19 protein-coding genes and 1 pseudogene are annotated in these 20504 nt (G+C 63.3%); 10 read left to right on the top strand and 10 right to left on the bottom strand.

The window, feature by feature from the left end; all coding sequences use genetic code 11:
- Positions 1–33: 33 nt before the first annotated feature.
- Both B0G69_RS29375 and msrB read right to left on the bottom strand, forming a co-directional pair.
- Positions 34–1917, bottom strand: coding sequence for a cytochrome c biogenesis protein DipZ (locus B0G69_RS29375; protein WP_121323417.1), 1884 nt, complete (start codon positions 1915–1917; stop codon positions 34–36).
- Between the two features lie 44 nt (positions 1918–1961).
- Entirely contained in the window at positions 1962–2474 is a 513-nt protein-coding gene (msrB, locus tag B0G69_RS29370) for a peptide-methionine (R)-S-oxide reductase MsrB (RefSeq protein WP_121323416.1), read from the bottom strand.
- Between the two features lie 234 nt (positions 2475–2708).
- Between msrB and B0G69_RS29365 the strand changes: the two genes are divergently transcribed.
- Both B0G69_RS29365 and B0G69_RS29360 read left to right on the top strand, forming a co-directional pair.
- Positions 2709–3458 (top strand): response regulator transcription factor, encoded by a 750-nt coding sequence (locus tag B0G69_RS29365; protein ID WP_121323415.1) that lies wholly within the window; start codon positions 2709–2711, stop codon positions 3456–3458.
- Positions 3455–4948, top strand: coding sequence for a HAMP domain-containing sensor histidine kinase (locus B0G69_RS29360; protein ID WP_121323414.1), 1494 nt, complete (start codon positions 3455–3457; stop codon positions 4946–4948). Before B0G69_RS29365 ends, B0G69_RS29360 begins: the two co-directional genes overlap by 4 nt.
- A gap of 7 nt (positions 4949–4955) precedes the next feature.
- Here B0G69_RS29360 and gabD read toward each other — a convergent pair whose 3' ends face one another.
- Both gabD and B0G69_RS29350 read right to left on the bottom strand, forming a co-directional pair.
- Positions 4956–6416, bottom strand: a complete 1461-nt coding sequence (gene gabD / locus B0G69_RS29355) for an NADP-dependent succinate-semialdehyde dehydrogenase (protein WP_121323413.1) — start codon at positions 6414–6416, stop codon at positions 4956–4958.
- Positions 6417–6508: 92 nt separating this feature from the next.
- Complete coding sequence (locus tag B0G69_RS29350) at positions 6509–7792, bottom strand: 4-aminobutyrate--2-oxoglutarate transaminase (RefSeq protein ID WP_121323950.1); 1284 nt, start codon at positions 7790–7792, stop codon at positions 6509–6511.
- Between the two features lie 123 nt (positions 7793–7915).
- Between B0G69_RS29350 and B0G69_RS29345 the strand changes: the two genes are divergently transcribed.
- Positions 7916–9448 carry a PLP-dependent aminotransferase family protein gene (locus tag B0G69_RS29345; RefSeq protein WP_121323412.1) on the top strand — a complete coding sequence of 511 codons (1533 nt, stop codon included), beginning with the start codon at positions 7916–7918 and terminating at the stop codon, positions 9446–9448.
- A gap of 151 nt (positions 9449–9599) precedes the next feature.
- Here the strand turns inward: B0G69_RS29345 and B0G69_RS29340 are convergent, their stop codons facing one another.
- Entirely contained in the window at positions 9600–10436 is an 837-nt protein-coding gene (locus B0G69_RS29340; protein ID WP_121323411.1) for a DMT family transporter, read from the bottom strand.
- Between the two features lie 355 nt (positions 10437–10791).
- A complete protein-coding gene (locus tag B0G69_RS29335) occupies positions 10792–11760 on the bottom strand; it encodes a D-glycerate dehydrogenase (RefSeq protein WP_121323410.1) in 969 nt (322 codons plus the stop codon).
- On the opposite strand from B0G69_RS29335, the gene B0G69_RS41525 reads away from it, so the two are divergent.
- From B0G69_RS41525 to B0G69_RS29305, 7 genes are all read left to right on the top strand, one after another.
- Complete coding sequence (locus B0G69_RS41525; protein ID WP_199731437.1) at positions 11677–11922, top strand: hypothetical protein; 246 nt, start codon at positions 11677–11679, stop codon at positions 11920–11922. The two genes, B0G69_RS29335 and B0G69_RS41525, sit on opposite strands and share 84 nt — an antisense overlap.
- A 115-nt stretch (positions 11923–12037) precedes the next feature.
- Entirely contained in the window at positions 12038–12796 is a 759-nt protein-coding gene (locus B0G69_RS29330; protein ID WP_121323409.1) for an SDR family oxidoreductase, read from the top strand.
- Between the two features lie 54 nt (positions 12797–12850).
- The gene (locus B0G69_RS29325) at positions 12851–14167 is read left to right on the top strand and encodes an MFS transporter (RefSeq protein WP_121323408.1); all 1317 of its coding nucleotides are present in this window, start codon (positions 12851–12853) and stop codon (positions 14165–14167) included.
- Positions 14168–14193: 26 nt separating this feature from the next.
- Complete coding sequence (locus B0G69_RS29320) at positions 14194–14586, top strand: VOC family protein (RefSeq protein WP_121323407.1); 393 nt, start codon at positions 14194–14196, stop codon at positions 14584–14586.
- Positions 14587–14694: 108 nt separating this feature from the next.
- Positions 14695–15939: a citrate synthase family protein gene (locus B0G69_RS29315; protein WP_121323406.1), complete on the top strand. Its 1245-nt coding sequence runs from the start codon at positions 14695–14697 to the stop codon at positions 15937–15939.
- Positions 15845–16354 carry a GFA family protein gene (locus B0G69_RS29310; protein ID WP_347232526.1) on the top strand — a complete coding sequence of 170 codons (510 nt, stop codon included), beginning with the start codon at positions 15845–15847 and terminating at the stop codon, positions 16352–16354. The genes B0G69_RS29315 and B0G69_RS29310 overlap by 95 nt, the downstream gene beginning before the upstream one ends.
- Positions 16355–16560: 206 nt before the next feature.
- Entirely contained in the window at positions 16561–17136 is a 576-nt protein-coding gene (locus B0G69_RS29305) for an isochorismatase family cysteine hydrolase (RefSeq protein WP_241991504.1), read from the top strand.
- A gap of 129 nt (positions 17137–17265) precedes the next feature.
- Here the strand turns inward: B0G69_RS29305 and B0G69_RS29300 are convergent, their stop codons facing one another.
- From B0G69_RS29300 to B0G69_RS43020, 4 genes and pseudogenes are all read right to left on the bottom strand, one after another.
- Positions 17266–17934, bottom strand: coding sequence for a hypothetical protein (locus B0G69_RS29300; protein WP_121323405.1), 669 nt, complete (start codon positions 17932–17934; stop codon positions 17266–17268).
- Positions 17935–18023: 89 nt separating this feature from the next.
- On the bottom strand, positions 18024–19388 hold the full coding sequence (locus tag B0G69_RS29295) for an MFS transporter (protein ID WP_121323404.1): 1365 nt from the start codon (positions 19386–19388) through the stop codon (positions 18024–18026).
- A gap of 159 nt (positions 19389–19547) precedes the next feature.
- Positions 19548–19757 carry an IclR family transcriptional regulator C-terminal domain-containing protein gene (locus B0G69_RS43025; protein WP_347232531.1) on the bottom strand — a complete coding sequence of 70 codons (210 nt, stop codon included), beginning with the start codon at positions 19755–19757 and terminating at the stop codon, positions 19548–19550.
- Positions 19758–20259: 502 nt separating this feature from the next.
- Positions 20260–20364, bottom strand: a pseudogene (locus tag B0G69_RS43020) (IclR family transcriptional regulator); the annotation flags it as partial.
- Between the last annotated feature and the right edge of the window lie 140 nt (positions 20365–20504).

The following is a 20504-nucleotide window of genomic DNA, read 5'->3' as shown; positions in this document are numbered from 1 at the left end:
ATTGATGGTCGTTGATTGATGACGCGGCCCGGATCAGCCGAACGTGAATGCGTATGCCTGCACGCCGGGATCGAGAAACTCGATCGAGAACGTGTGGTCCGCGACATCGCCCGGCTGGCGCACGAGCTGGTAAAGGCGTTGTTCGGTGACCGTGCCGCGTCCATCGGCGGCGCTGTCGGCGCCATGGGCCGCACCGGGGGCCGCGCCATCGACGCTCACGCGAAAGCGCACCGGCTTGCCGTCCGCGCCCGGGCCGAGCACCAGATGCAGGTCGCGCGCATGAAAGCGGTAGACGATGCGCCCGTGGGCCGCCGCGAGATCGGCCTGCTCGGCGCAGACCTTCCATGCGCCGGCCAGTCCCCATTCGTTGACGGCGGGCTGCGAAGGCGCCGTGTACGTGCGCATCTTGTCCTGCGCCGCGCCGCCGGGCGACGCGAAGTTCTCCGCGCGCTGATAGCCGATGTACGTTTCCGGCGACTGCAGATCGGCGTTATCCGCCGCTGCCTGCACGCCTTGCGCAGCCGTGCCCGCGATGCCGAGCGCGACCTTCTCCGCATTCGCATGCCCCGCTTCGGCGAGCAACTGCTGGATCACCTTTTCCGACTCCGCGTAGTCGCCTTCGCCGAAATGGTGGTAGCGGATCTGCCCTTGCGCATCGACGAAATAGTGCGCCGGCCAGTACTGGTTATTGAAGGCGCGCCAGATCGCGTAGTTGTTGTCGATGGCTACAGGGTAGTCCACGCCGAGGTCGTGCGCGGCCTTCTTCACGTTGTCGATGTTGCGCTCGAACGCGAACTCCGGCGCATGCACGCCGATCACGACGAGCCCCTGATCCTTGTACTTCTGCGCCCACGCCTTGACGTACGGCAGCGAACGCAGGCAGTTGATGCACGAGTAGGTCCAGAAATCGACCAGCACGACCTTGCCGCGCAGGGCCTGGGTGGTCAGCGGCGGCGAGTTCAGCCACTGAACCGCGCCGTCCAGCGGCGGCAGCGCGCCTTCGACGGGCAACGGCGCCGCGTCGCCTGACGCGGCGTGCGTCGCGCGCATCATCGAAGCGGAGGCGTTCACGGTGGCGGCGCTCGTGTTGGCATCGGCGGCAGTCGGAATGGCGCTGCGCATCATCGCGCCACCGGCGTCAGCGTTGGTGCCGGGGCCAGCGTCCGCGACGACCGGCTTTGCCCGTATCGCGCCGGGCGAGAGCCGGTCCACGAGTTTCTGTTCGAGGCCGCCGGTGGCGACCGTCGACACCCGCGCCAGCAAGCCGGTGTCAAGGCCGAGCGAGATCGCCACGACGCCCAGCAGCATCGCCGCGCCGATCCCACGGCGAATCCATTCGCCCGCGCCCAGCGAACGCTTCATCGCCGTGAACACCCGGCCGCCGATCAGCAGCGCCACCGCGAGCGAGGTCGCGGCCCCCGCCGCATAGGCCGCGAGCAACAACGTCGTGCCGACGCTTGCGCCACGCAGCGCCGCGCCGGTCAGCACCAATCCGAGGATCGGCCCGGCGCACGGCGCCCACAGCAAGCCCGTCGCGATGCCGAGCAGAAACGACGAGCCCGCGCGAACCTGCTGGCCGTCGGCCTGCGCGAAATTCGACAGACGGTTGCCCGCGCTCACGAACGGGCGCATCAGATGATCGGCGAAACGCGGCAGCAGCAGCGTCAGGCCGAACACGGCGAGCAACGCGATGGCGAGCCAGCGGCCATACTGGTTGGCCTGCGTGACCCAGCCGCCGCCGACCGCGGCGAGCGTCGCGACGAGCGCGAATGTGAGCGCCATGCCGGCTAGCAAGGGCAGGCCGCTGCGCACGAAGGGCTGATCGGCGCGCGCGAAAACGAACGGCAGAACCGGCAGGATGCACGGACTGAGGATCGTAAGAGCGCCGCCGAGGTAGGCGAGGACGATGAGTAGCATGGCGATTCCGGACTTGAAAGTGGTCGTTCAATAGGCGTGCCGGCTCAGGTGGCAGCCGGTGTAAAGGTCATCGCGACGCCGTTCATGCAGTAGCGCAGGCCGGTCGGGCGCGGGCCGTCGTCGAAGACGTGGCCGAGATGGCCGCCGCAGCGCCGGCAGTGCACCTCCGTGCGCGACACGCCGAACGAGCGGTCCTCGCGGGTGGCCACCGCGTGATCGAGCGGCGCCCAGAAACTGGGCCAGCCGGTATGGCTGTCGAACTTCGTGCGCGACGCGAACAGATCGAGCCGGCAACCCGCGCAAGCGAACACGCCTGCGCGATGTTCGTCGTTCAGCGGGCTGCTGTACGGCCGCTCGGTGCCTTCGTGGCGGAGCACGGCATACTGGGCCGGCGTCAGCGATTCGCGCCATTGCGCGTCCGTGCGGGTAATTTCGAAGCTTTCACCCGGCGCGGCGCTATCCGCTGGCGTGGCGGCGAGCGGCCGCCAGCGGCTCGCGGCGGCCAGCGCGGCGAGCGCCGCCGCGCCCGAAAAGAAGAAGCGCCTTCTGCTTTGCATGATGAGCCCCTCGGTGGGTGGTTGCGCGCGTTTGCTGAAAGTGGCCTCATCGTAGGGCGGCGCCGATGTCGAAGTCCTCACGAAAAGTTAAATTAAATGTGATAACTCGCCGCGCGAAAATTTTGCACAATGACGGCACGGCCCGCGCCGGCTCAAGCGCTTTTGCGCGCCGGATCCTGCCACCGCGTGTTCCCGCGTGTTCCTTTATGTTCCTGCAAGCACCCGAAGCCTTCCATGGACCAACCGAAGCGCATCCTGATCGTCGAAGACGACGTCGACATCGCCAACGTACTGAGCCTTCATCTGCGCGATGAACGTTATGAAGTGGTGCACAGCGCCGACGGCAACGAAGGGCTGCGCCTGCTGGAGCAGGGCGGCTGGGACGCGCTGATCCTCGATCTGATGCTGCCCGGCGTCGACGGTCTGGAAATCTGCCGCCGCGCGCGGGCGATGACGCGTTACACGCCGATCATCATCACCAGCGCGCGTTCGAGCGAAGTGCACCGCATTCTCGGCCTCGAACTCGGCGCCGACGACTACCTCGCCAAGCCGTTCTCCGTGCTCGAACTGGTGGCGCGCGTGAAGGCGCTGCTGCGGCGCGTCGAAGCGCTGGGGAAGGATTCGCGCATTGACGCGGGCAGCCTGCAGATCGCCGGCCTGACGATCGATCCGCTGACGCGCGAAGCCGCCGTCGACGGCAAGCCGATCGAACTGACGCCGCGTGAATTCGACCTGCTGTATTTCTTCGCGCAGCATCCCGGCAAGGTGTTCTCGCGGATGGATCTGCTCAACGCCGTGTGGGGCTATCAACACGAGGGTTACGAGCACACGGTGAATACCCATATCAACCGGTTGCGCGCGAAGATCGAGACCGATCCGGCCCAGCCCGAGCGCATCCTCACCGTCTGGGGACGCGGCTACAAGCTGGCCGTGGCCGGCGCCGATGCGCCGGCGCAGGCCGCCACGCACAAGGACGCGCCGTGAATCTGACGCTGACCCAGCGGCTCTCGCTCGTTTTCTCCGTGCTGTTGCTCGCGTGTTGCGGCGCGTCGGCGTGGCTGCAGATCCGTTCGAGCGATCTGCACGAAATGGAAGTGGTGCAGAGCCTGTCGAAAAACCTCGCCGACCATATCGCGCACCGCACCACGCTGATGGACGCGAGCGGCCTGCGACCCGACGCCGTGCGCCAGTTGTTCGGCCAGTTGATGATGGTCAATCCGAGCGTCGAGGTTTATCTGCTCGACAACCAGGGGCGCATCGAAGGCGACGACGCGCCCGCGGGGCACCTCAAGCGCGAACATGTGGACCTGGCGCCGATACGGCGCTTCATCGCGGGCGACGCATTGCCGATCCTCGGCGACGACCCGCGCAGCATCGACGGCAAGAAGGTGTTCAGCGCCGCGCCGCTGCAAACGAACGGGCAGCCGCCGTCCGGCTACATCTACGTGGTCCTGCTCGGTGAAGAGCACGACGCGCTCGCCGCGCGTGTCGCGGCCAGTTCGGTGTTGCGCACCACGTTGTGGTCGATGGCGCTCGTCGCGGCGCTGGGGTTGCTCGCGGGCTTGACGGCGTTCGGCCTGATCACCCGGCCGCTGCGCCGTCTCACGGATGCGATGCGCCGTTTCGACGCGGACGGCGCGCCGGACGTGCAGCCGAGCGTGCCGCGCTCGGCGCCGGCCGGACAGCGCGACGAAATCGCCGTGCTCGAAACGACCTTCGCGCAGATGGCGAGGCGCATCGGCGACCAGTGGCGTGCGCTGACGCGGCAGGACCAGCAGCGGCGCGAACTGATCGCGAATATCTCGCACGATTTGCGCACGCCGCTGACGTCGCTGCACGGCTATCTGGAGACGCTGTCGCTGAAGGCCGACTCGCTCGCCGAAACAGAGCGCTCCCGTTATCTGGCGATCGCGCTCGCGCAGAGCGTCAAGGTGGGGCGGCTCGCACAGACGCTATTCGAACTGGCGCGGCTCGAACACGGCAACGTGCAACTGGTGCTCGAACCGTTCTCGCTGGTCGATCTGGTGCAGGACGTGTTTCAGAAATTCGAGTTGCCCGCCGAGGCACGGCATATCCGCATGCGGGCGGGCATTCCGCCACGCCTGCCGAACGTGTGCGCCGATCTGGGGATGATCGAGCGCGTGTTGACGAACCTGCTCGACAACGCGATTCGCCACACGCCCGCCGAAGGCGCGATCGACGTCGATCTGGCTTATAAGGACGGCAAGGTGGAGGTGACCGTCAGCGATACCGGACCGGGCATTCCAGCGGCGCAGCGCGAGGGGCTGTTCGAGCGTCCGTTCAGCGCGAGTGGCGCGCATCGTGGCGGCGGCCTCGGCTTGCTGATCGTGCAGCGCATGCTGCAGTTGCATCACAGTCAGATACGTTTGCTCGATCGGAATGGACCGGGTACGACGTTCCGCTTCGAGCTGCCGACGGCGGATCAACCGAGCGCCGCCGGCGCCCGGCTTTAACCCGCGTTCAGATACCGCCCACGCACAGGTACTTGATAACCACGTAGTCGTCGATACCGTAGTGCGAGCCCTCGCGGCCGAGACCCGATTGCTTGACGCCGCCGAACGGCGCCACTTCGTTCGAGATGAGGCCGGTGTTGATGCCCACCATGCCGTATTCGAGCGCTTCGGCGACGCGCCACACGCGGCCGATGTCGCGGCTGTAGAAATACGATGCGAGGCCGAACTCGGTGTCGTTGGCGAGGCGGATTACTTCGTCGTCCGATGCAAAGCGGAACAGCGGCGCGAGCGGCCCAAAGGTTTCATCGCGCGCCACCTTCATGGCTGGCGTGACATCGGCGAGCACGGTCGGCTCGAAGAAGCCGTGACCGAGCGCATGACGCCGGCCACCGGTGACGACGCGCGCGCCTTGCGCGAGCGCGTCTTCGATATGCGATTCGACCTTGCGCACCGCCGCATCGTTAATCAGCGGACCTTGCGTGACGCCGTCTTCGGTGCCACGGCCGACCTTCAAATGCTCGACGGCGACGCGCAGTTTTTCGGTGAACGCGTCGTAGACCTTGTCGTGCACATAGAAGCGGTTGGTGCAGACGCAGGTCTGGCCGCTGTTGCGATACTTCGACGCGATCGCGCCGGCCACCGCGGCGTCCAGATCGGCGTCGTCGAACACGATGAACGGCGCGTTGCCGCCCAGTTCGAGCGACACCTTCTTGACCGTGGGCGCGCACTGCGCCATCAGCAGACGGCCGACCGGCGTCGAGCCGGTGAACGACAGTTTGCGCACGACCGGGTTGCCGGTCAGTTCGGCGCCGATCGCTTTCGGCTCGCCGGTCACGACGTTGAACACGCCGCGAGGCACGCCCGCGCGCTCGGCCAGCACGGCGAGCGCGAGCGCGGAGAGCGGCGTCGCCTCGGCCGGTTTGACGATGATCGGACAGCCTGCCGCCAATGCCGGTCCGACCTTGCGGGTGATCATCGCAGCGGGGAAGTTCCATGGCGTGATCGCCGCGCAGACGCCGACCGGTTCCTTCGTCACTACGATGCGTTTGTCGCTCGCCGGCGTGGGAATGGTGTCGCCGTTCACGCGCTTGCCTTCTTCCGCGAACCATTCGAGAAACGATGCGGCGTACTGGATTTCGCCCTTGGCTTCGGCGAGCGGTTTGCCTTGCTCGGTGGTCAGGATCAGCGCGAGATCGTCGGCGTTCTCCAGCATCAGGTCGTGCCATTTGCGCAGGATCGCCGCGCGCTGTTTGGCGGTGAGGGCGCGCCATGCGGGCCACGCGGCATTGGCGGCGTCGATCGCGCGGCGGGTTTCCGCCGTGCTCATCTGCGGCACCTTCGCGATCGTCTCGCCAGTTGCCGGGTTGTCGACGTCGAACGTCGCGCCGTTGTCGGCGCCTTGCCATTCGCCCGCGATGTAGGCACGCGTTTGCAGAAGGGTCGGGTCTTTCAGGGGCAGTGTGCTCATCTGTCGTTTGCTTTTTTCGCTGTGAGGATGTCGAGTCAGATTGTCATGCACAGGGCTGGAAAAAGGCCTTAAAACAGGCCTTAAAACCGCCGTTAAACCGCCACCGCCACGCTTTCCTTCAGCACGTCTTCGAGAATCGCCATCGCTTCGTCGAACACGGTGTCCTGAATCGTCAGCGGGAACAGGAAGCGCACCACGTTCGAGTAGACACCGCACACCAGCAGCAGCAACCCGCGTTCGAGGGCGCGCGCCTGCACGCGCTTCGTGAAGTCCGCATCCGGCTCGGTGCCGCCCGGCTTGCAGAACTCGACCGCCACCATCGCGCCCGGCCCGCGCACGTCGGCGATCTGCGGCACGTCGCGTCGCAGCGCGTTCAGCTTGGCCTTGACGCGTTCGCCGAGCGCCGTGGCGCGCTCGCACAGCCGCTCTTCGTCGATGATGTCGAGCACCGCGTGCGCCGCCGCCAGCGCGAGCGGATTGCCCGCATAGGTGCCGCCGAGGCCGCCCGGCGCGGCCGCGTCCATCACCTCGGCGCGGCCGACCACGCCCGACAGCGGCATGCCGCCCGCGAGGCTCTTGGCCATCGTCATCAGGTCGGGCACCACGTCGTAGTGATGCATGGCGAACAGCTTGCCGGTGCGGGCGAAACCGGTCTGCACTTCATCGGCGATCAGCAGGATGCCGTGCTCGTTGCACAGCTTGCGCAACGCGCGCACGAACTCGACCGGCGCGGGATAGAAACCGCCTTCGCCTTGCACCGGTTCGAAGATGATCGCGGCCACGCGCTTCGGATCGATGTCGGCCTTGAACAGGAATTCGATGGCCTTCAGCGAATCGACGGTGCTCACACCGTGCAGCGAATTCGGGAACGGCGCGTGAAACACGTCCGATGGGAATGGCCCGAAGCCGCTCTTGTACGGCGCGACCTTGCCGGTCAAGGCCATGCCCATCAGCGTGCGGCCATGGAACGCGCCGGTGAATGCGATCACACCCGGGCGGCCGGTGGCGGCGCGGGCGATCTTGATCGCGTTTTCGACGGCTTCAGCGCCGGTCGTGAAGAAGGCGGTTTTCTTCGGATAGTCGCCCGGCGCGCACTGATTGATTTTCTCGGCCAATTCGACATACGAGGCGTACGGCACGATTTGATACGCGGTGTGCGTGAAATGATCGAGCTGGTCGCGAATCGCGGCGACGATCTTCGGATGACGGTGGCCGGTGTTGCACACCGCGATGCCCGCGGCGAAGTCGATGAAGCGGCGGCCCTCGATGTCCCACAGTTCCGCGTTCTCGGCGCGCTCGGCGTAGAAATCGCACATCACGCCGACACCGCGCGGCGTGGCGGCATCCTTGCGACTCTTCAGTTCGGCATTCTTCATGGTCATCTCTTTCGCTCCCGGTTTTTCGCGGACGCCTCGCCCACGGCGCGGCACATGCAGCGACTATAATGAGATTTGGCCCTTAACTTCAGAGCCATTTCAATAAAAATGTAGGAGCCAATCATGCGCGCGAGCGTGTTGTCGGACTGGCTGGCGCAGCGTCTGGACCGGGGCAACGGTCAGCCGATCTATCGCCAGTTGCACCGGCTGTTGCAGCAGGCGATCCTGTCGCGCGAATTGCCGGCGGGCAGCAAGGTGCCGTCGTCGCGGCTGCTCGCGCAGGAACTGGGCATCGGGCGCAATACCGTCACTCAGGTGTACGAGCAACTGGCGCTCGAAGGCTATGTGAATTCGGCGACTGGGCGCGGCACGTTCGTCGCCGACAGCGCGCCGGACGAGATCGTCGGCGCGCCCGATGCCGACCTGGCGGAGGCGCGCGGTGCGGCTTCGACACAAGCTGCAGCAGCATTGCCATTGCCGCAGCCCGCGACGCGCGCGCTGTCCACGCGCGGCGCGCGGCTGATCGCGGGCGCGGGCGTGTCCAAGCGTCAGTGGGGCGCGTTCATGCCGGGCGTGCCGGACGTCACGAAGTTTCCGGCGCGCGTGTGGAGCCGTCTGCACAACAAGTATTGGCGCAGGCTGCGCCCGGACCTGCTCACTTACGCGCCGGGCGGCGGGCTGCCCGCGCTGCGTCATGCGCTGGCCGACTATCTGCGCACCTCGCGCTCGGTGCGTTGCACGCCCGGGCAGATCATCATCACGACCGGGATTCATCAATCGGTCGATCTCGCCGTGCGTCTGCTATCCGATCCGGGCGATGTGATCTGGACCGAAGACCCGTGCTACTGGGGCGTGCGCAGCGTGCTGCACGTGTCCGGCCTGCAATCGCGGCCGATCGCCGTCGACGTCGAAGGCATCGCGCCTTGCGCCGACGATCTCGCGCAGCCGCCCAAGCTGATGCTCGTCACGCCGTCGCATCAGTATCCGCTCGGCATGGTGATGAGCCTCGCGCGGCGGCGCATGTTGCTCGAATATGCGCGGCAGCATCAATGCTGGATCATCGAGGACGATTACGACAGCGAATTCCGTTATGGCAGCCGGCCGCTCGCATCGCTGCAAGGGCTGGATACATCGGGTCAGGTGATCTATGTGGGCAGCTTCGGCAAGACGCTGTTTCCGGGGTTGCGCATCGGCTATCTGGTGGTGCCAGAAGCGCTGGCGGAGAGCTTCGCCACGGCGAGTGCGGAGTTGTATCGCGAGGGCCAGTTGCTGCAGCAGGCGATGCTCGCGGAGTTCATCGCCGAGGGGCATTTCACGTCGCATATCCGCAAGATGCGCACGCTGTACGGACAGCGCCGGCAGACGTTGCTCGACGCCGCGTCGCGACGTTATGGCGATGCGTTGCCGGCGGTGGGGGGCGACGCCGGTCTGCATCTGGTGATGCAGTTGCCCGATGGCAGCGATGATCGCCGCGTGGCGGCCGCTGCGCTGGCGCGCAATATCATCGTGCGGCCATTGTCGGGGTATTACGCGCAGCCGTCGCTGGCGCCTTCGGGGTTGCTGATCGGTTATGCGTGCGTGCCGGACGAAGAGATCGCCCCGGCCTTCGACACGCTTGCCGAGGCGATCGACACGATACTGCCGCAGTTTGCGTGAGGGCGCGGGTGGGCCGAGTTGGGCGTAAGTTCGCACGTCTCCCTTAACGCGTCACGCAAAGCGCCTTCGCCTCAAGTCATCCATGAGGCTTCAACGCAGTCTCATCGCAACGCCTCGCGCATCGCGCCACACACCGCCGCGCCGGCACCCGTCATATCCGAATCAACACAGCGCCGAGCGTCACGAGTGCGCATGCCACGATGCGCCGCGCGGTCAGCTTCTCGCGCATGAACAGCCAGCCGATCAGCACCGCGAAGATCGAACTCAACTCGCGCAGCGCCGAGACCATTGCGATCGGCAGATAGCGGTAAGCCTCGATGATCAGGCAATACGCGGCCAGCGCGAGCACGCCCGCCGTGATGCCCTTGAGCACCACCGTGCGGCCGATGAACAGTCCTTTGGCGCCGCCGCGCCAATGCCAGGCGAGCAGAAACTGCGGGATGTTCCAAAGCAGATAGACCCACATGATGTAACTCAGGCCGTTGCCCGCCACGCGCGCACCGATGCCGTCGACCACCGAATATGTGGAGATGAAGAGTCCGGTCAGCAGCGCGAACGGCACGCTCTCGCCGGAAAAGCGCATGCCGCGGCGAAACGCCAGCGAGACGATGCCGAGCGACACCAGCGCCACCCCGATCGCGGCCAGCGGCTTGAGCGCCTCGTGGGCGAACACCAGCGCGCCGACGAACACGAGCATCGGCGACAGGCCGCGCGCAATTGGATAGATCTGGCCGAAGTCGCCGCTTCGGTACGCGCGGATCAGCGTGAGCAGATAGCCGCACTCCAGCACTACCGACGCGCATATGTACGGCCACGCGGCCGGTGCGGGCATCGGCAGCACGATCACGCCGATCGCGCTGATAACCACATACGGTATCGCCATCATGCCGAGCAGCCAGATGCGGTCTTCGGAGAGATGCAGAGACGCGTTCCAGGTGGCGTGAAGCAGCGCGGAGAACAGCACCAGCAGGACGACAAAGGGTTCCATCGACTACCAGGGAAGGGGGAGGAAAGACCGGGACGCCGGCCGCAAGCCGGTGATTATTCCAGCAGAACGCCGGAACGCAGGAGTGGACGACTAAAGCGAAGGGGCTTTATGTGGAGAAACGCGGCGATTTATGGCGTGAGATAAAGTGAGGCGGGGGCGTGCCAGCAGTTGGCATTGGAATGCGGCGGCGGTTGCTGCGAGGCGGGCACAGGTAGACGATGCCCGGGCCGCGCGCTGCCCGCGACCGCTTCGCCAGACCGCCCGGGCCACCATTACCTACTGTGCTTGCGATCGGCGAGTGGTCGAAACATGCTCTCGCCACTCGCGCATTGCCGGCTCTGATTCGGCGGAAGGGTTAGCTTGAGACCGGATTCAAGGCAGCCCGCCCATCCAGCACCGCGGCGACATTGTCCAGTGCCGTAAAACCCATCTGGTCGCGGGTCTCCATCGTGGCGCTCGCCATATGGGGCGTCAGGAACACGTTGTTGAGTTCTGCGAAGCGCTGGTCGACATTGGGCTCGTTCCGGTAGACGTCCAGACCCGCGCTGAACAGATGCCCCGATGTCAGCGCTTCATAGAGCGCATCTTCGTCCACCAGCCCGCCACGCGCCGCGTTGACGAAAACCGCGCCTTTGGGCAGGCTTTGAAATTCATTTTTCGTCATCAGCGGGACACCGCCGCCCGGCACGTGCAGCGTCAGCACCTGGCAGTGCGGCAGCATTTCATCGAGGCTCGCGTAAAACGTCGCGCCATTTTCCAGCGACGCTGGCGCGCGGCTGATGTCCGTGTAGATCACGCGCATGCCGAAGCCCTGCGCACGCTTCGCAACCGCCCGGCCGATTCGCCCGAATCCGACGATGCCGAGCGTCTTGCCATTCACCCGCGTACCGAGCATCTCGGTCATGCCGAACGATTTGCCCCAGCCGTTACGCATGATTCGCTCGTATTCCGACGCGCGGCGGCAGGCCGCCAGCACGAGCAGCATGGAGAAATCGGCCGTGCATTCGGTCAATGCGTCCGGTGCGTTCGTGACGACGATGCCTCTTTCGCGGGCGGCGGCCACGTCCATGTGATCGAAGCCTGCGCTCGCGTTCGCGATGATCTTCACCGTCGAGGGCAGCGCGGCAATGTGTTCCGCCTGCAAACCCGACTTTTTGCCGATCAGTACGGCCGGCACCTCGTGCTTCTTGCAAAAGTCGACGACAGACCACGAGTCCATCTCGGACTCGGTCACGAAGGCATGGAATTCGGTCTCGGCGCGATTCGCCACGGCAGTGGGGACCTTTCGCGCAATCAACAGCCTGGTGCGGTGATTTTCCGGCATGGTTTTTCCTTGGATGGACAGACGTCGAGAGACTACGAAACCCCTAAGGAGGCCGTCAATGTTGATTCGATGAATCAACTTATCGAACGTGATGCGTCTCCGGTTCGTTCCGACGCACCCTGCGGCGTGTTGCCGGCAACTTGCGTATCAGGAAAACCCTAATGCGAACCCCATCGGTAGGGCGCTCAGATGTTGATTCAATGAATCAAGATTGCTCGCCCCCGACGTGGATGCAACTCTCTTTCCATGTTCAATTGAATTGTCGGGAGGAAATGAAATGCCTGCATCGAAGAAGTTCGCCGCTGTGACGGGCGCCGGCTCCGGTATCGGCCGCGCTGCCGCCGTGGCGCTCGCCAACGCCGGATTCACTGTCGCGCTGATTGGGCGCAGAGCCGAGCCGCTGCTGGAAACGAAAGAAGCAATCGGTATGGCCGGTGGAGAAGCGCAAGTATTTCAGGCCGACGTTGCCGACGCGGCATCGGTCGAGCACGCGTTTTCGCAGATCGCCCAGGCATTCGGCCGGCTCGACGTGCTCTTTAACAATGCGGGCCGTAACGCGGGGGCCGTGCCGCTCGAAGACTACGAAGTCGATTTCTGGAACGATGTCGTGGCCACCAATCTGACCGGCGTCTTTCTATGCGCTCGGGCTGCTTATCGTTTGATGAAGGCGCAATCGCCTCAAGGCGGACGCATCATCAACAATGGATCGATCTCCGCTCACTCGCCGAGGCCGCATACCATCGCCTATTCAGCCACGAAACATGCGGTCACCGGCATCACTAAATCGATTGCGCTGGACGGACGTGCATTCAACGTTGCCTGCGGCCAGATCGATATCGGCAACGCAGCCACCTCACTCACGGAACGCATGAATCGCGGCGTACTGCAAGCCGACGGACGCATGGCGCCCGAAGCCCGAATGGACGTGACGCACGTGGCGAACGCGGTCGTGCATATGGCCAGCCTCCCGCTCGAGGCCAATGTGCTCAATATGACCATCATGGCGAGCGCGATGCCGTTCGTCGGCCGCGGATAAGTTGACCTTGCGCCAAATATAAAAAAACAGCAGGCTCATGTTATGGAGACACCGATGAAAGTCATAGAGGAACAAACATTGGCGGCGCGAAACCCGGCGTACGCGGATTCCACGAAACGCACGAGGGTGCGCTACGTCGTGCTCTCGATGTTGCTCGTCGCCACCATCCTCAATTATGTGGACCGGTCGGCGCTGGGCATCGTTGCGCCGAGCCTGTCGAAGAGCCTCTCGCTCAACAAGATGCAGATGGGCGAGCTATTCGCGGCATTCGGCCTCGCCTATTCGATCGCGCTCGTGCCCGGCGGCGTGCTGACCGACGTTCTCGGTTCGCGCCTCGCCTACGCGCTGTCACTTGTCGGCTGGTCGTTCGCCACGCTGACGCAAGGCCTCGCGACCGGCTATCACATGCTGCTCGGCTCGCGGCTCGCCACCGGCGCAATGGAAGCCCCCGCGTTCCCTTCGAACGCGCGCGCCGTGACGTTGTGGTTTCCTGCCCGGGAACGCGGCTTCGCAACCAGCGTCTACGTGATGGGGCAATACATCGGAACGCCCTTGTTTACCGGCCTGTTGTTGTGGATCTCCGCCGCGTACGGTTGGCGTACGGTGTTTTTCGTCACGGGCGGCTTCGGCATTCTGTTCAGTCTGATCTGGTATTGGGTTTATCGTGATCCGCATCGCCACGGCGGCGTGAATGCCGCCGAGATGCAATACATCAATGAAGGCTCCACGGCCGCGCGCAAGCCGCGCGAGAAGTTCGACTGGCGCATGGCGCTCAAGCTGCTCAGCTATCGGCAGATTCTCGCCATCTGCCTCGGGAAGTTCTGCAATAACACCCTGCTGGTCTTCTTCACCACGTGGTTCATGACGTATCTGATCGAAGCGCGTCACATGTCGATGATCAAGGTCGGCATTTTCCAGGCACTGCCTTTTATCGGCGCGACGATCGGGATTCTCGCTGCGGGCTCCCTGTCTGACTTTTTCATCCGGCGCGGCGTGTCGATTTCCACCGCGCGCAAAGCTCCGTTGATCATAGGCACGCTGCTCGGCGCGTCGATCGTGCTCGTGAATTTCGTCGAGTCGAACGAGGTGGTGATCGCCATCCTGACCGTTGCGTTCTTCGCGCAAGGTGTCGGGTCCATGTCGTGGGCCGCGGTCTCTGAAATCGCACCGCGACAGTACGTGGGACTGACCAGCAGTATCACCAGCCTCGCGGCCAATATCGCGGGCGTCACCACGCCGCTCATGATCGGCTACATCACCCAGCACACGGGCCACTTCTATTGGGCCCTCAATCTGATGGGCGCGATATGCCTGCTCGGCACGCTGTCGTATTCCGTGCTGCTGGGGAAGCTTTCCCGCATCGAACTGTGATGCTTTTGACTTTCCGGTGAAATCGAATGATTGAATTCAAGTGGGACCATCTGCAATTGTGTTCGGCAGACGCCGAGGCGACCGCCGCATGGTTTGCGCGCTGCCTGAACGCCGAGATCGTGCGGCGCCCGGGACGGGTGGATTTACGCATCGGCGGCATCAACCTGTTCATCACACCGGTGGCGAGCGCGCCAACCGCGCGGCCCGCTCATGGCGAGCGCAAGCAGGGCATCGATCATTTCGGGGTGACCGTGGATGATCTCGATGCCGCGTTCGCGCACCTGCTGGATTGCGACGCGGAAATCGTCGAGCCGGTCAAGCAGGTTCGGCCCGGTGTACGAGCGTGCTTCGTGCGATCACCGGGCGACATCCTGGTCGAAATCCTGGAGCGACGGCCCGCGGAGATGACTTTTACCTGAAAAGACGTCACTATTGACGCTGAGTCGGATCGCGCTCGCTTGCGAGGCGCGGTCCGCATCGTGACCGCCACGCTTTCCGTTCCACCGCATCACCGCGCTTGCCACCCCATGCAAAACTGGATCACGCTGACTGAAGCGGCTCGACAACTCGGAGTGCGCCCGCAGACCATTTATGCCTACGTAAGTCGCGGCACGATCGCCGTCATGCCGGATCCACACGACCCGCGCAAGAGTCTCTATCGTGCTGAGGACGTCGCCGGCTTGTGCCGCAAGAAGCAGGTGGGGCGCAAGCGCGAGGCGCTTGCCGCCGGGACGATATTCGGCGCGGAGCCCTGCATTTACAGCAGCATCACTGCCTTCTCGAAGGGGCGGCCGTATTACCGGGGACGGGACACCATCCGGCTTGCGGAAACGGCGACGCTCGAGGACGTGGCCGCCATTCTCTGGAATGCGCGCGCGTCCGTTTCCTTCGACATTGGGGATTTGCCGCTGCAGGGTGACGAACGCGGCAGGCAATGCGCATTCACGTCGCTGGCGGCGCTCGCGGCCTGCGGGCACTCGACCCTCGGACGTACCGACAGCGCACTGCATGTCGAGGCCGGCCGGCTCGTGGCGCTCATTGCGCAAGCGTTTGGCGCGCGATGTGACATGACTGCACGACTGACACATGAACGGCTCGCGCTCGGTTGGGGCCAGGACCGCGACGGCGCCGAACTCATCCGCAGGGCCATGGTTCTCGTGGCCGACCATGAGATGACGAGTTCGGCGTTCGCCGCGAGGATTACCGCCTCCACCGGCGCATCGTTGCCGGGTTGTCTGCTCACGGGACTCGCGACTGTTTCAGGGCCTTTGCACGGCGATGCGTCTGGCCGCGTGCGGGCCGTGTTCGACGATGTCGGAAGACTCGGTGCGGATCAGGTCGTTGCCCACCATTTGCAGTCGGCCATTCCAATTCCGGGATTCGGGCATCACCTGTATCCCGACGGCGATCCGCGGGCGAGCGCGTTGCTCGAAGTACTGGATCCGCCGCGCGAGATCACGTCTTTCATCGACAAGGTGGTGGCGTTGACCGGGCTCAAGCCGAATATCGACGTTGCGCTGGCTACGTTGGCGGTGCAGCTGGAGTTGCCGCGCGATGCGTCGTTCGCGCTGTTTGCAACGGCGCGCAGTGTGGGACTGCTCGCGCATTCTATCGAGCAGTTGCGGGTGGGCAAGGTAATACGGCCACGAGGTCGCTATACCGGGCGCGCGTTGGAGGATGCGGGTCCCGCGCTGCCGGCGGAAGACGGCGGGAATGCGATTGATCCGGTTACGCTGGACAGGAATCGCGTGTTCAAGGTGGTTGAGCGTTGAAGGAAGGTGGAGCTGGGTTTGCGCTCGGCATCAATCATCACCTTTAAAAAGAGTACGTAGATTTTCGTCTCACGGGAACGCGTATCGGCGCGATATAAAGAAATGGCGTCCCATCTTCCCGCCAGGGTTGCCTGTCGTTGTAGGGAGAGCCGCAGATTTCTCATTCAAAGGTGAGATTGAGCCTTATACGACGATCGGCGGCAGCGGGATGCCGACAACGCGCAATTTTTGCGCTCACTGTGGCAGCCTGCTATTTGGAACACCACGTCACGCACCGGAGATCGTGACCATCTATGCCGGAACGCTTGATGATCCTTCACGGTTCAAGGCCCTTTCCGCAGGGGGGCCAATCATTCTGCAGGCCGTGCTCTGCGCTGTCAGTTTCATTAGATGCCATGCAATGCTGAACGAGTGACAAACAGACGCTCGATCGATTCGCCGTTGATTGAATCGGCTAAGGTTGCCGTAGTCCTTTTCCTGAAACTTCACTTCATGGTGGTCGTGGTAGAGTCGAACGTCTTTCATTGTCGCGTAGCCCTTATGTCGCCACGCATCGAATCTGAATCCGTCGCTCCGGCGGACCGTCAACAAGGCACGGGAGGCGCCGCCGCGGCGCAAAGCATGAACATGCAGATTCCAGCGATCGTTCCAGCCCGAACCGCTCTGGTGGTCATGCATTATCAGACCGATATCCTCGAGTTATTTCCCTCGGTCGCGCCCACGTTGCTAGCCAATACGCGCAAGCTATGTGATGCTGCGCGGGCCAAAGGTGTCAGCGTCTATTTCGCCAGGATCCACTTTAGTCCGGGCTATCCGGAAGTCAGTCCGTTGAACAGGAATGGGCAGGGGATCAAGCAACTGGGTCTATTCGTCGACGACCAGATCTCGCCGGAACTCGGCCCGCAGGCCACCGAACCGGTCATCATTGCGCATCGTGCGAGCGTGTTCTTTGGCACCGACTTGCAGGTCCGGCTTTCCGCGCAAGGTATTGATACGCTGCTCATGGTGGGCATTGCGTCGACCGGTGTCGTGCTCTCGTCGGTCGCGTACGCGAGCGATGCGGACTTCCGCCTGTTCACGGTCAAGGATTGTTGCTACGACCCGGATCAGGTCGTGCACGAGCATCTTTTTGCTACGGCGTTCGATTCGCGTACGACGGTGCTCTCGCTCGCGGATGCCTTGTCGTTGCTTGGCTAACGTTGGTTGGCATATCGCCGGCTTTGGGATGTGAATACGGATCGCCTGAACTGAATCAACGAACCGAGGTCCGGTGAGTCGTCAAGCGATTCGGTGGCAGCACCCAAAGCCTCGCGAAAGCCTCGCAACCTACTGCTGCGCAGTACAGACGAAAACAAGATCATATGAAGCGAAGCTATCGGGCGTTATATCGCCCGATTCACTCGCGAGCGTAATCGTGCGATCAAGCGAATCCGAATCGAGCGCTTCGATCACGAGGAGACCCGCGAATTCTCCTTCCGAACTTCGGCGCATCGACTTTTCCTGCGTGGCAATCGACGTCGCCTCGTTTTTCACGGTCATTATCTGGACGTTCGCGATCCAGTCGTTTTTTGCCAGCCTGTTCACCAGTTCCCGTCCTTGATCGCCGCGCAATGAATCGGGCAGGGCGCCCTCGAAGCGAGCGATGGCAACGCGGCCACCGTGTCCGGCAGGGTTGCCACCTTGCGCGGGAATCACGCCTCCCCCTCGACGAAACTGCTCCAGTGTAGGCATGATTCGCCGTGTCCACGGAGTGGGATCGTTCAGTCGTTCGAGGTACCCGGGGCTCGACATCACGTCCGCGTTGTCGAGATCGTAGAGCATCACGTACTCCGACGGCCGGCTGCCACGTCGTTTGAGGACCCGGCCGGATCGAAAGCCAGGTACGCTCACACGCTCGAAGACGTGTTCCCGTGTAAGCCAGTGCATGTAGTCGGTTTCAGACTCGGAGGCGATCGTGCTCCAGATCGCGAGCAAGCCGGTTGCTTCGTTGGTCATCTGCGTTCTCGCTGGTTGCTTCTCGGAAGAGGGTGGGTATGTGTTACGCCGTTCAGGAAAATGCGCGCGGCCCTTTTCCTGTGTGAGGATCAGTAGGTGGCTTGGCGCGAGACAAGTTCATGCACGCCGGCAATCTCAGCCGCCGAATCAAGGCGATTCATGTCGATGCCTGCGGTCTCCGGCCCGATTGCGATCATGCAGAACGACAGGATATTGAGCGCCCCGACCAGTGCGACGAGTGCCCAGGGTGAGCCGTTGCCCAGATGCAGCAGCCACGTAGCGACAACCGGAATTGGGCCGCCCGCGAACAGGCTCGCGCCAGTGAAAGCAAGCGCCGAACCGGAATAGCGGACATTAGTGGGAAACACTTCAGCAAAAGCGACCGGTTGAATGCCTGTCTGGACCTGGGTGAAGCCCATGAAAAGGCCCATGGCAATCGCCATCGGCACGAAGCTGCGCGTGGCGAGCACCTGAAAATAGAACATCATGATCACGAACGTCGCGGCCGACGCGAGCAACAATGCGCGCTTGCGGCCGATCCGGTCGCTGAGCAAACCGCCGCCGATCGAACCCACGATAGCGCATGCATTGGCGATCATCAGCAACATGAAGCCGGTCTGCTTGGGCACGCCGAGGGTGTTGGTCAGATAGCTCAACGTGAACACGACGGCGAGATAGAACAGCGCGGTCGGTCCACAAAAGAACAGCATCATGCGCAAGATCGTCTTGTAGTGCAGCCGGAACGCGTCCCGTAACGGACTTCCAACCTTGGCGATCGAAGATTGTTGCATCTTGACGAACGCGGGCGTCTCGGCCACTCGCAACCGGATATAAATGCCCACCAGCACGAGGACAAAGCTCAGGACGAAAGGAATACGCCAACCGTAGCTCGTAAAGGCGGCGGCAGTCATCGTCGAGGAAAGCAGCAGGAGTACTGCATTGGCGAGAATCTGGCTAAGCGGCGCGCACATGCCTATCAAACCCGAGTACTTGCCCCGCCGGTCTGCCGGCGCATGTTCGAGCGCCATGAGTTGACCGCCGGTCGACTCGCCGCCGAGCGCGAAGCCCTGGATGATTCGCAGAATCACCAGCAGCAAGGGGGCGTAGACGCCGATTTGCGCGTACGTTGGCAATAGCCCCATCAGCACCGACGTGAGCCCCATCACCGATACAGTGCCGAGCATCAGGTTACGACGTCCGACCTTGTCTCCGAAGTAACCGCAGATGATTGCGCCGAGCGGGCGCGCCGCCAACCCGACGCTGAAAGTCGCGAGCGAAGCGAGCGTGGCCGAATTCGAATCCATGGCCGGAAAGAACAGCTTTGGCAATATGGTTGCCGCGACCGCTCCGTAGAGCGTGAAATCGAACCATTCGAGCGCCGTACCCAGCGTGGCTGCGCTGACCGCCCGGTTAGCCATGGAATGCGAAGCACCTTTGTCGGTAACGTCGTTCATGCGTGTCTCCTGCAGTTGTGAATAGGCGATTGCGCCGTTTATTTGATCTGATTTTTACTTCGACATACTAAATGTAAGGCCGCGGCGAAGACGGAGCTCATTTCGCCTTGCTGCAGCCCCGAATGGGATTGAACAAACCGCGCGCCGAAAACGGCCGCTTTAACGTCCGGCACTCTCCGTGTGGCTCGCGCTGTGCAGCGCCTGTTTGAGCATTGGCGATACTCCGCTTGCCTCGGAGAGTTCCGTCGCGGTCGACATGAGTGCGGGAACCAGTTCTTTCATTCGTTCGTCTGTCAGGCGCGACATCGGTCCCGCGATGATCAGGATCGCGCGTACCTCGCCGTTTGCCGCGTGCACCGGCGTGGCCATGGAACTCATGGCGGGCAAAAACATGTCCTGCGTCGTCGCGTAGCCGTTTTTTTCGTGCGAGTTTGATCATGGGCAGCAGGGCTTTGAAGGTCGTCGGCGCGCGCGGACCGAAGTCGGCCGGCATACCGAAACCTTGTTGCGATACGAGCCTGAATGCATCTTCCTCGCTCTTGCCCGCGAGCCAGATCATGCCGGCCGCGCTGCACGAAAGGGTGACCGCGCGGCCCATCTCGGGATCGTAGCGAATGCCCTGGCGCGCGCCTTGCGCCTTGGCAACGTAAATGAGCTGCTCACCATCCACGATGGCAAGGCGGATCAATTCACCCGATGCCGCGGCAAGCCGCTCCAGAATAGGCTGCGCGACGTCCACGACGCCACCGGCGCTCAGAAAGCGCAGACCCAGCGACGGCATCTTCATGGTCAGCGAGAATTCGCCACGCCGTTCGTCCTTTCGCACATAGCCTTGATCGACGAGGTCCGCGAGCAGACGATGAGTTGCACTCACCGGCAGGTCGAGGGCAGTCGAAAGTTCTGAAAGCGTTTTGCCCTCTGGCGCATTGGCGAGGTCTTCCAACACACGAAGGATGCGTTCGGCTACGGCGCTCATTGCTTGTCACCTTGAATCCACGGCTTTCGGTCGGGCGCATCCCGATGACGCGCCGATCCGGCACAGGGCCCATATTAGTGGAAAGTCTTTCCAAAACGCAAATACTTTTCGAAATCGCGGTCAGGGAGGCAATTCGGTTC

The organism is Paraburkholderia sp. RAU2J (genome assembly GCF_003634845.1).
In the GTDB taxonomy this organism is placed as follows: domain Bacteria; phylum Pseudomonadota; class Gammaproteobacteria; order Burkholderiales; family Burkholderiaceae; genus Paraburkholderia; species Paraburkholderia fynbosensis.
This window is presented reverse-complemented; position numbering and strand designations above follow the sequence as displayed.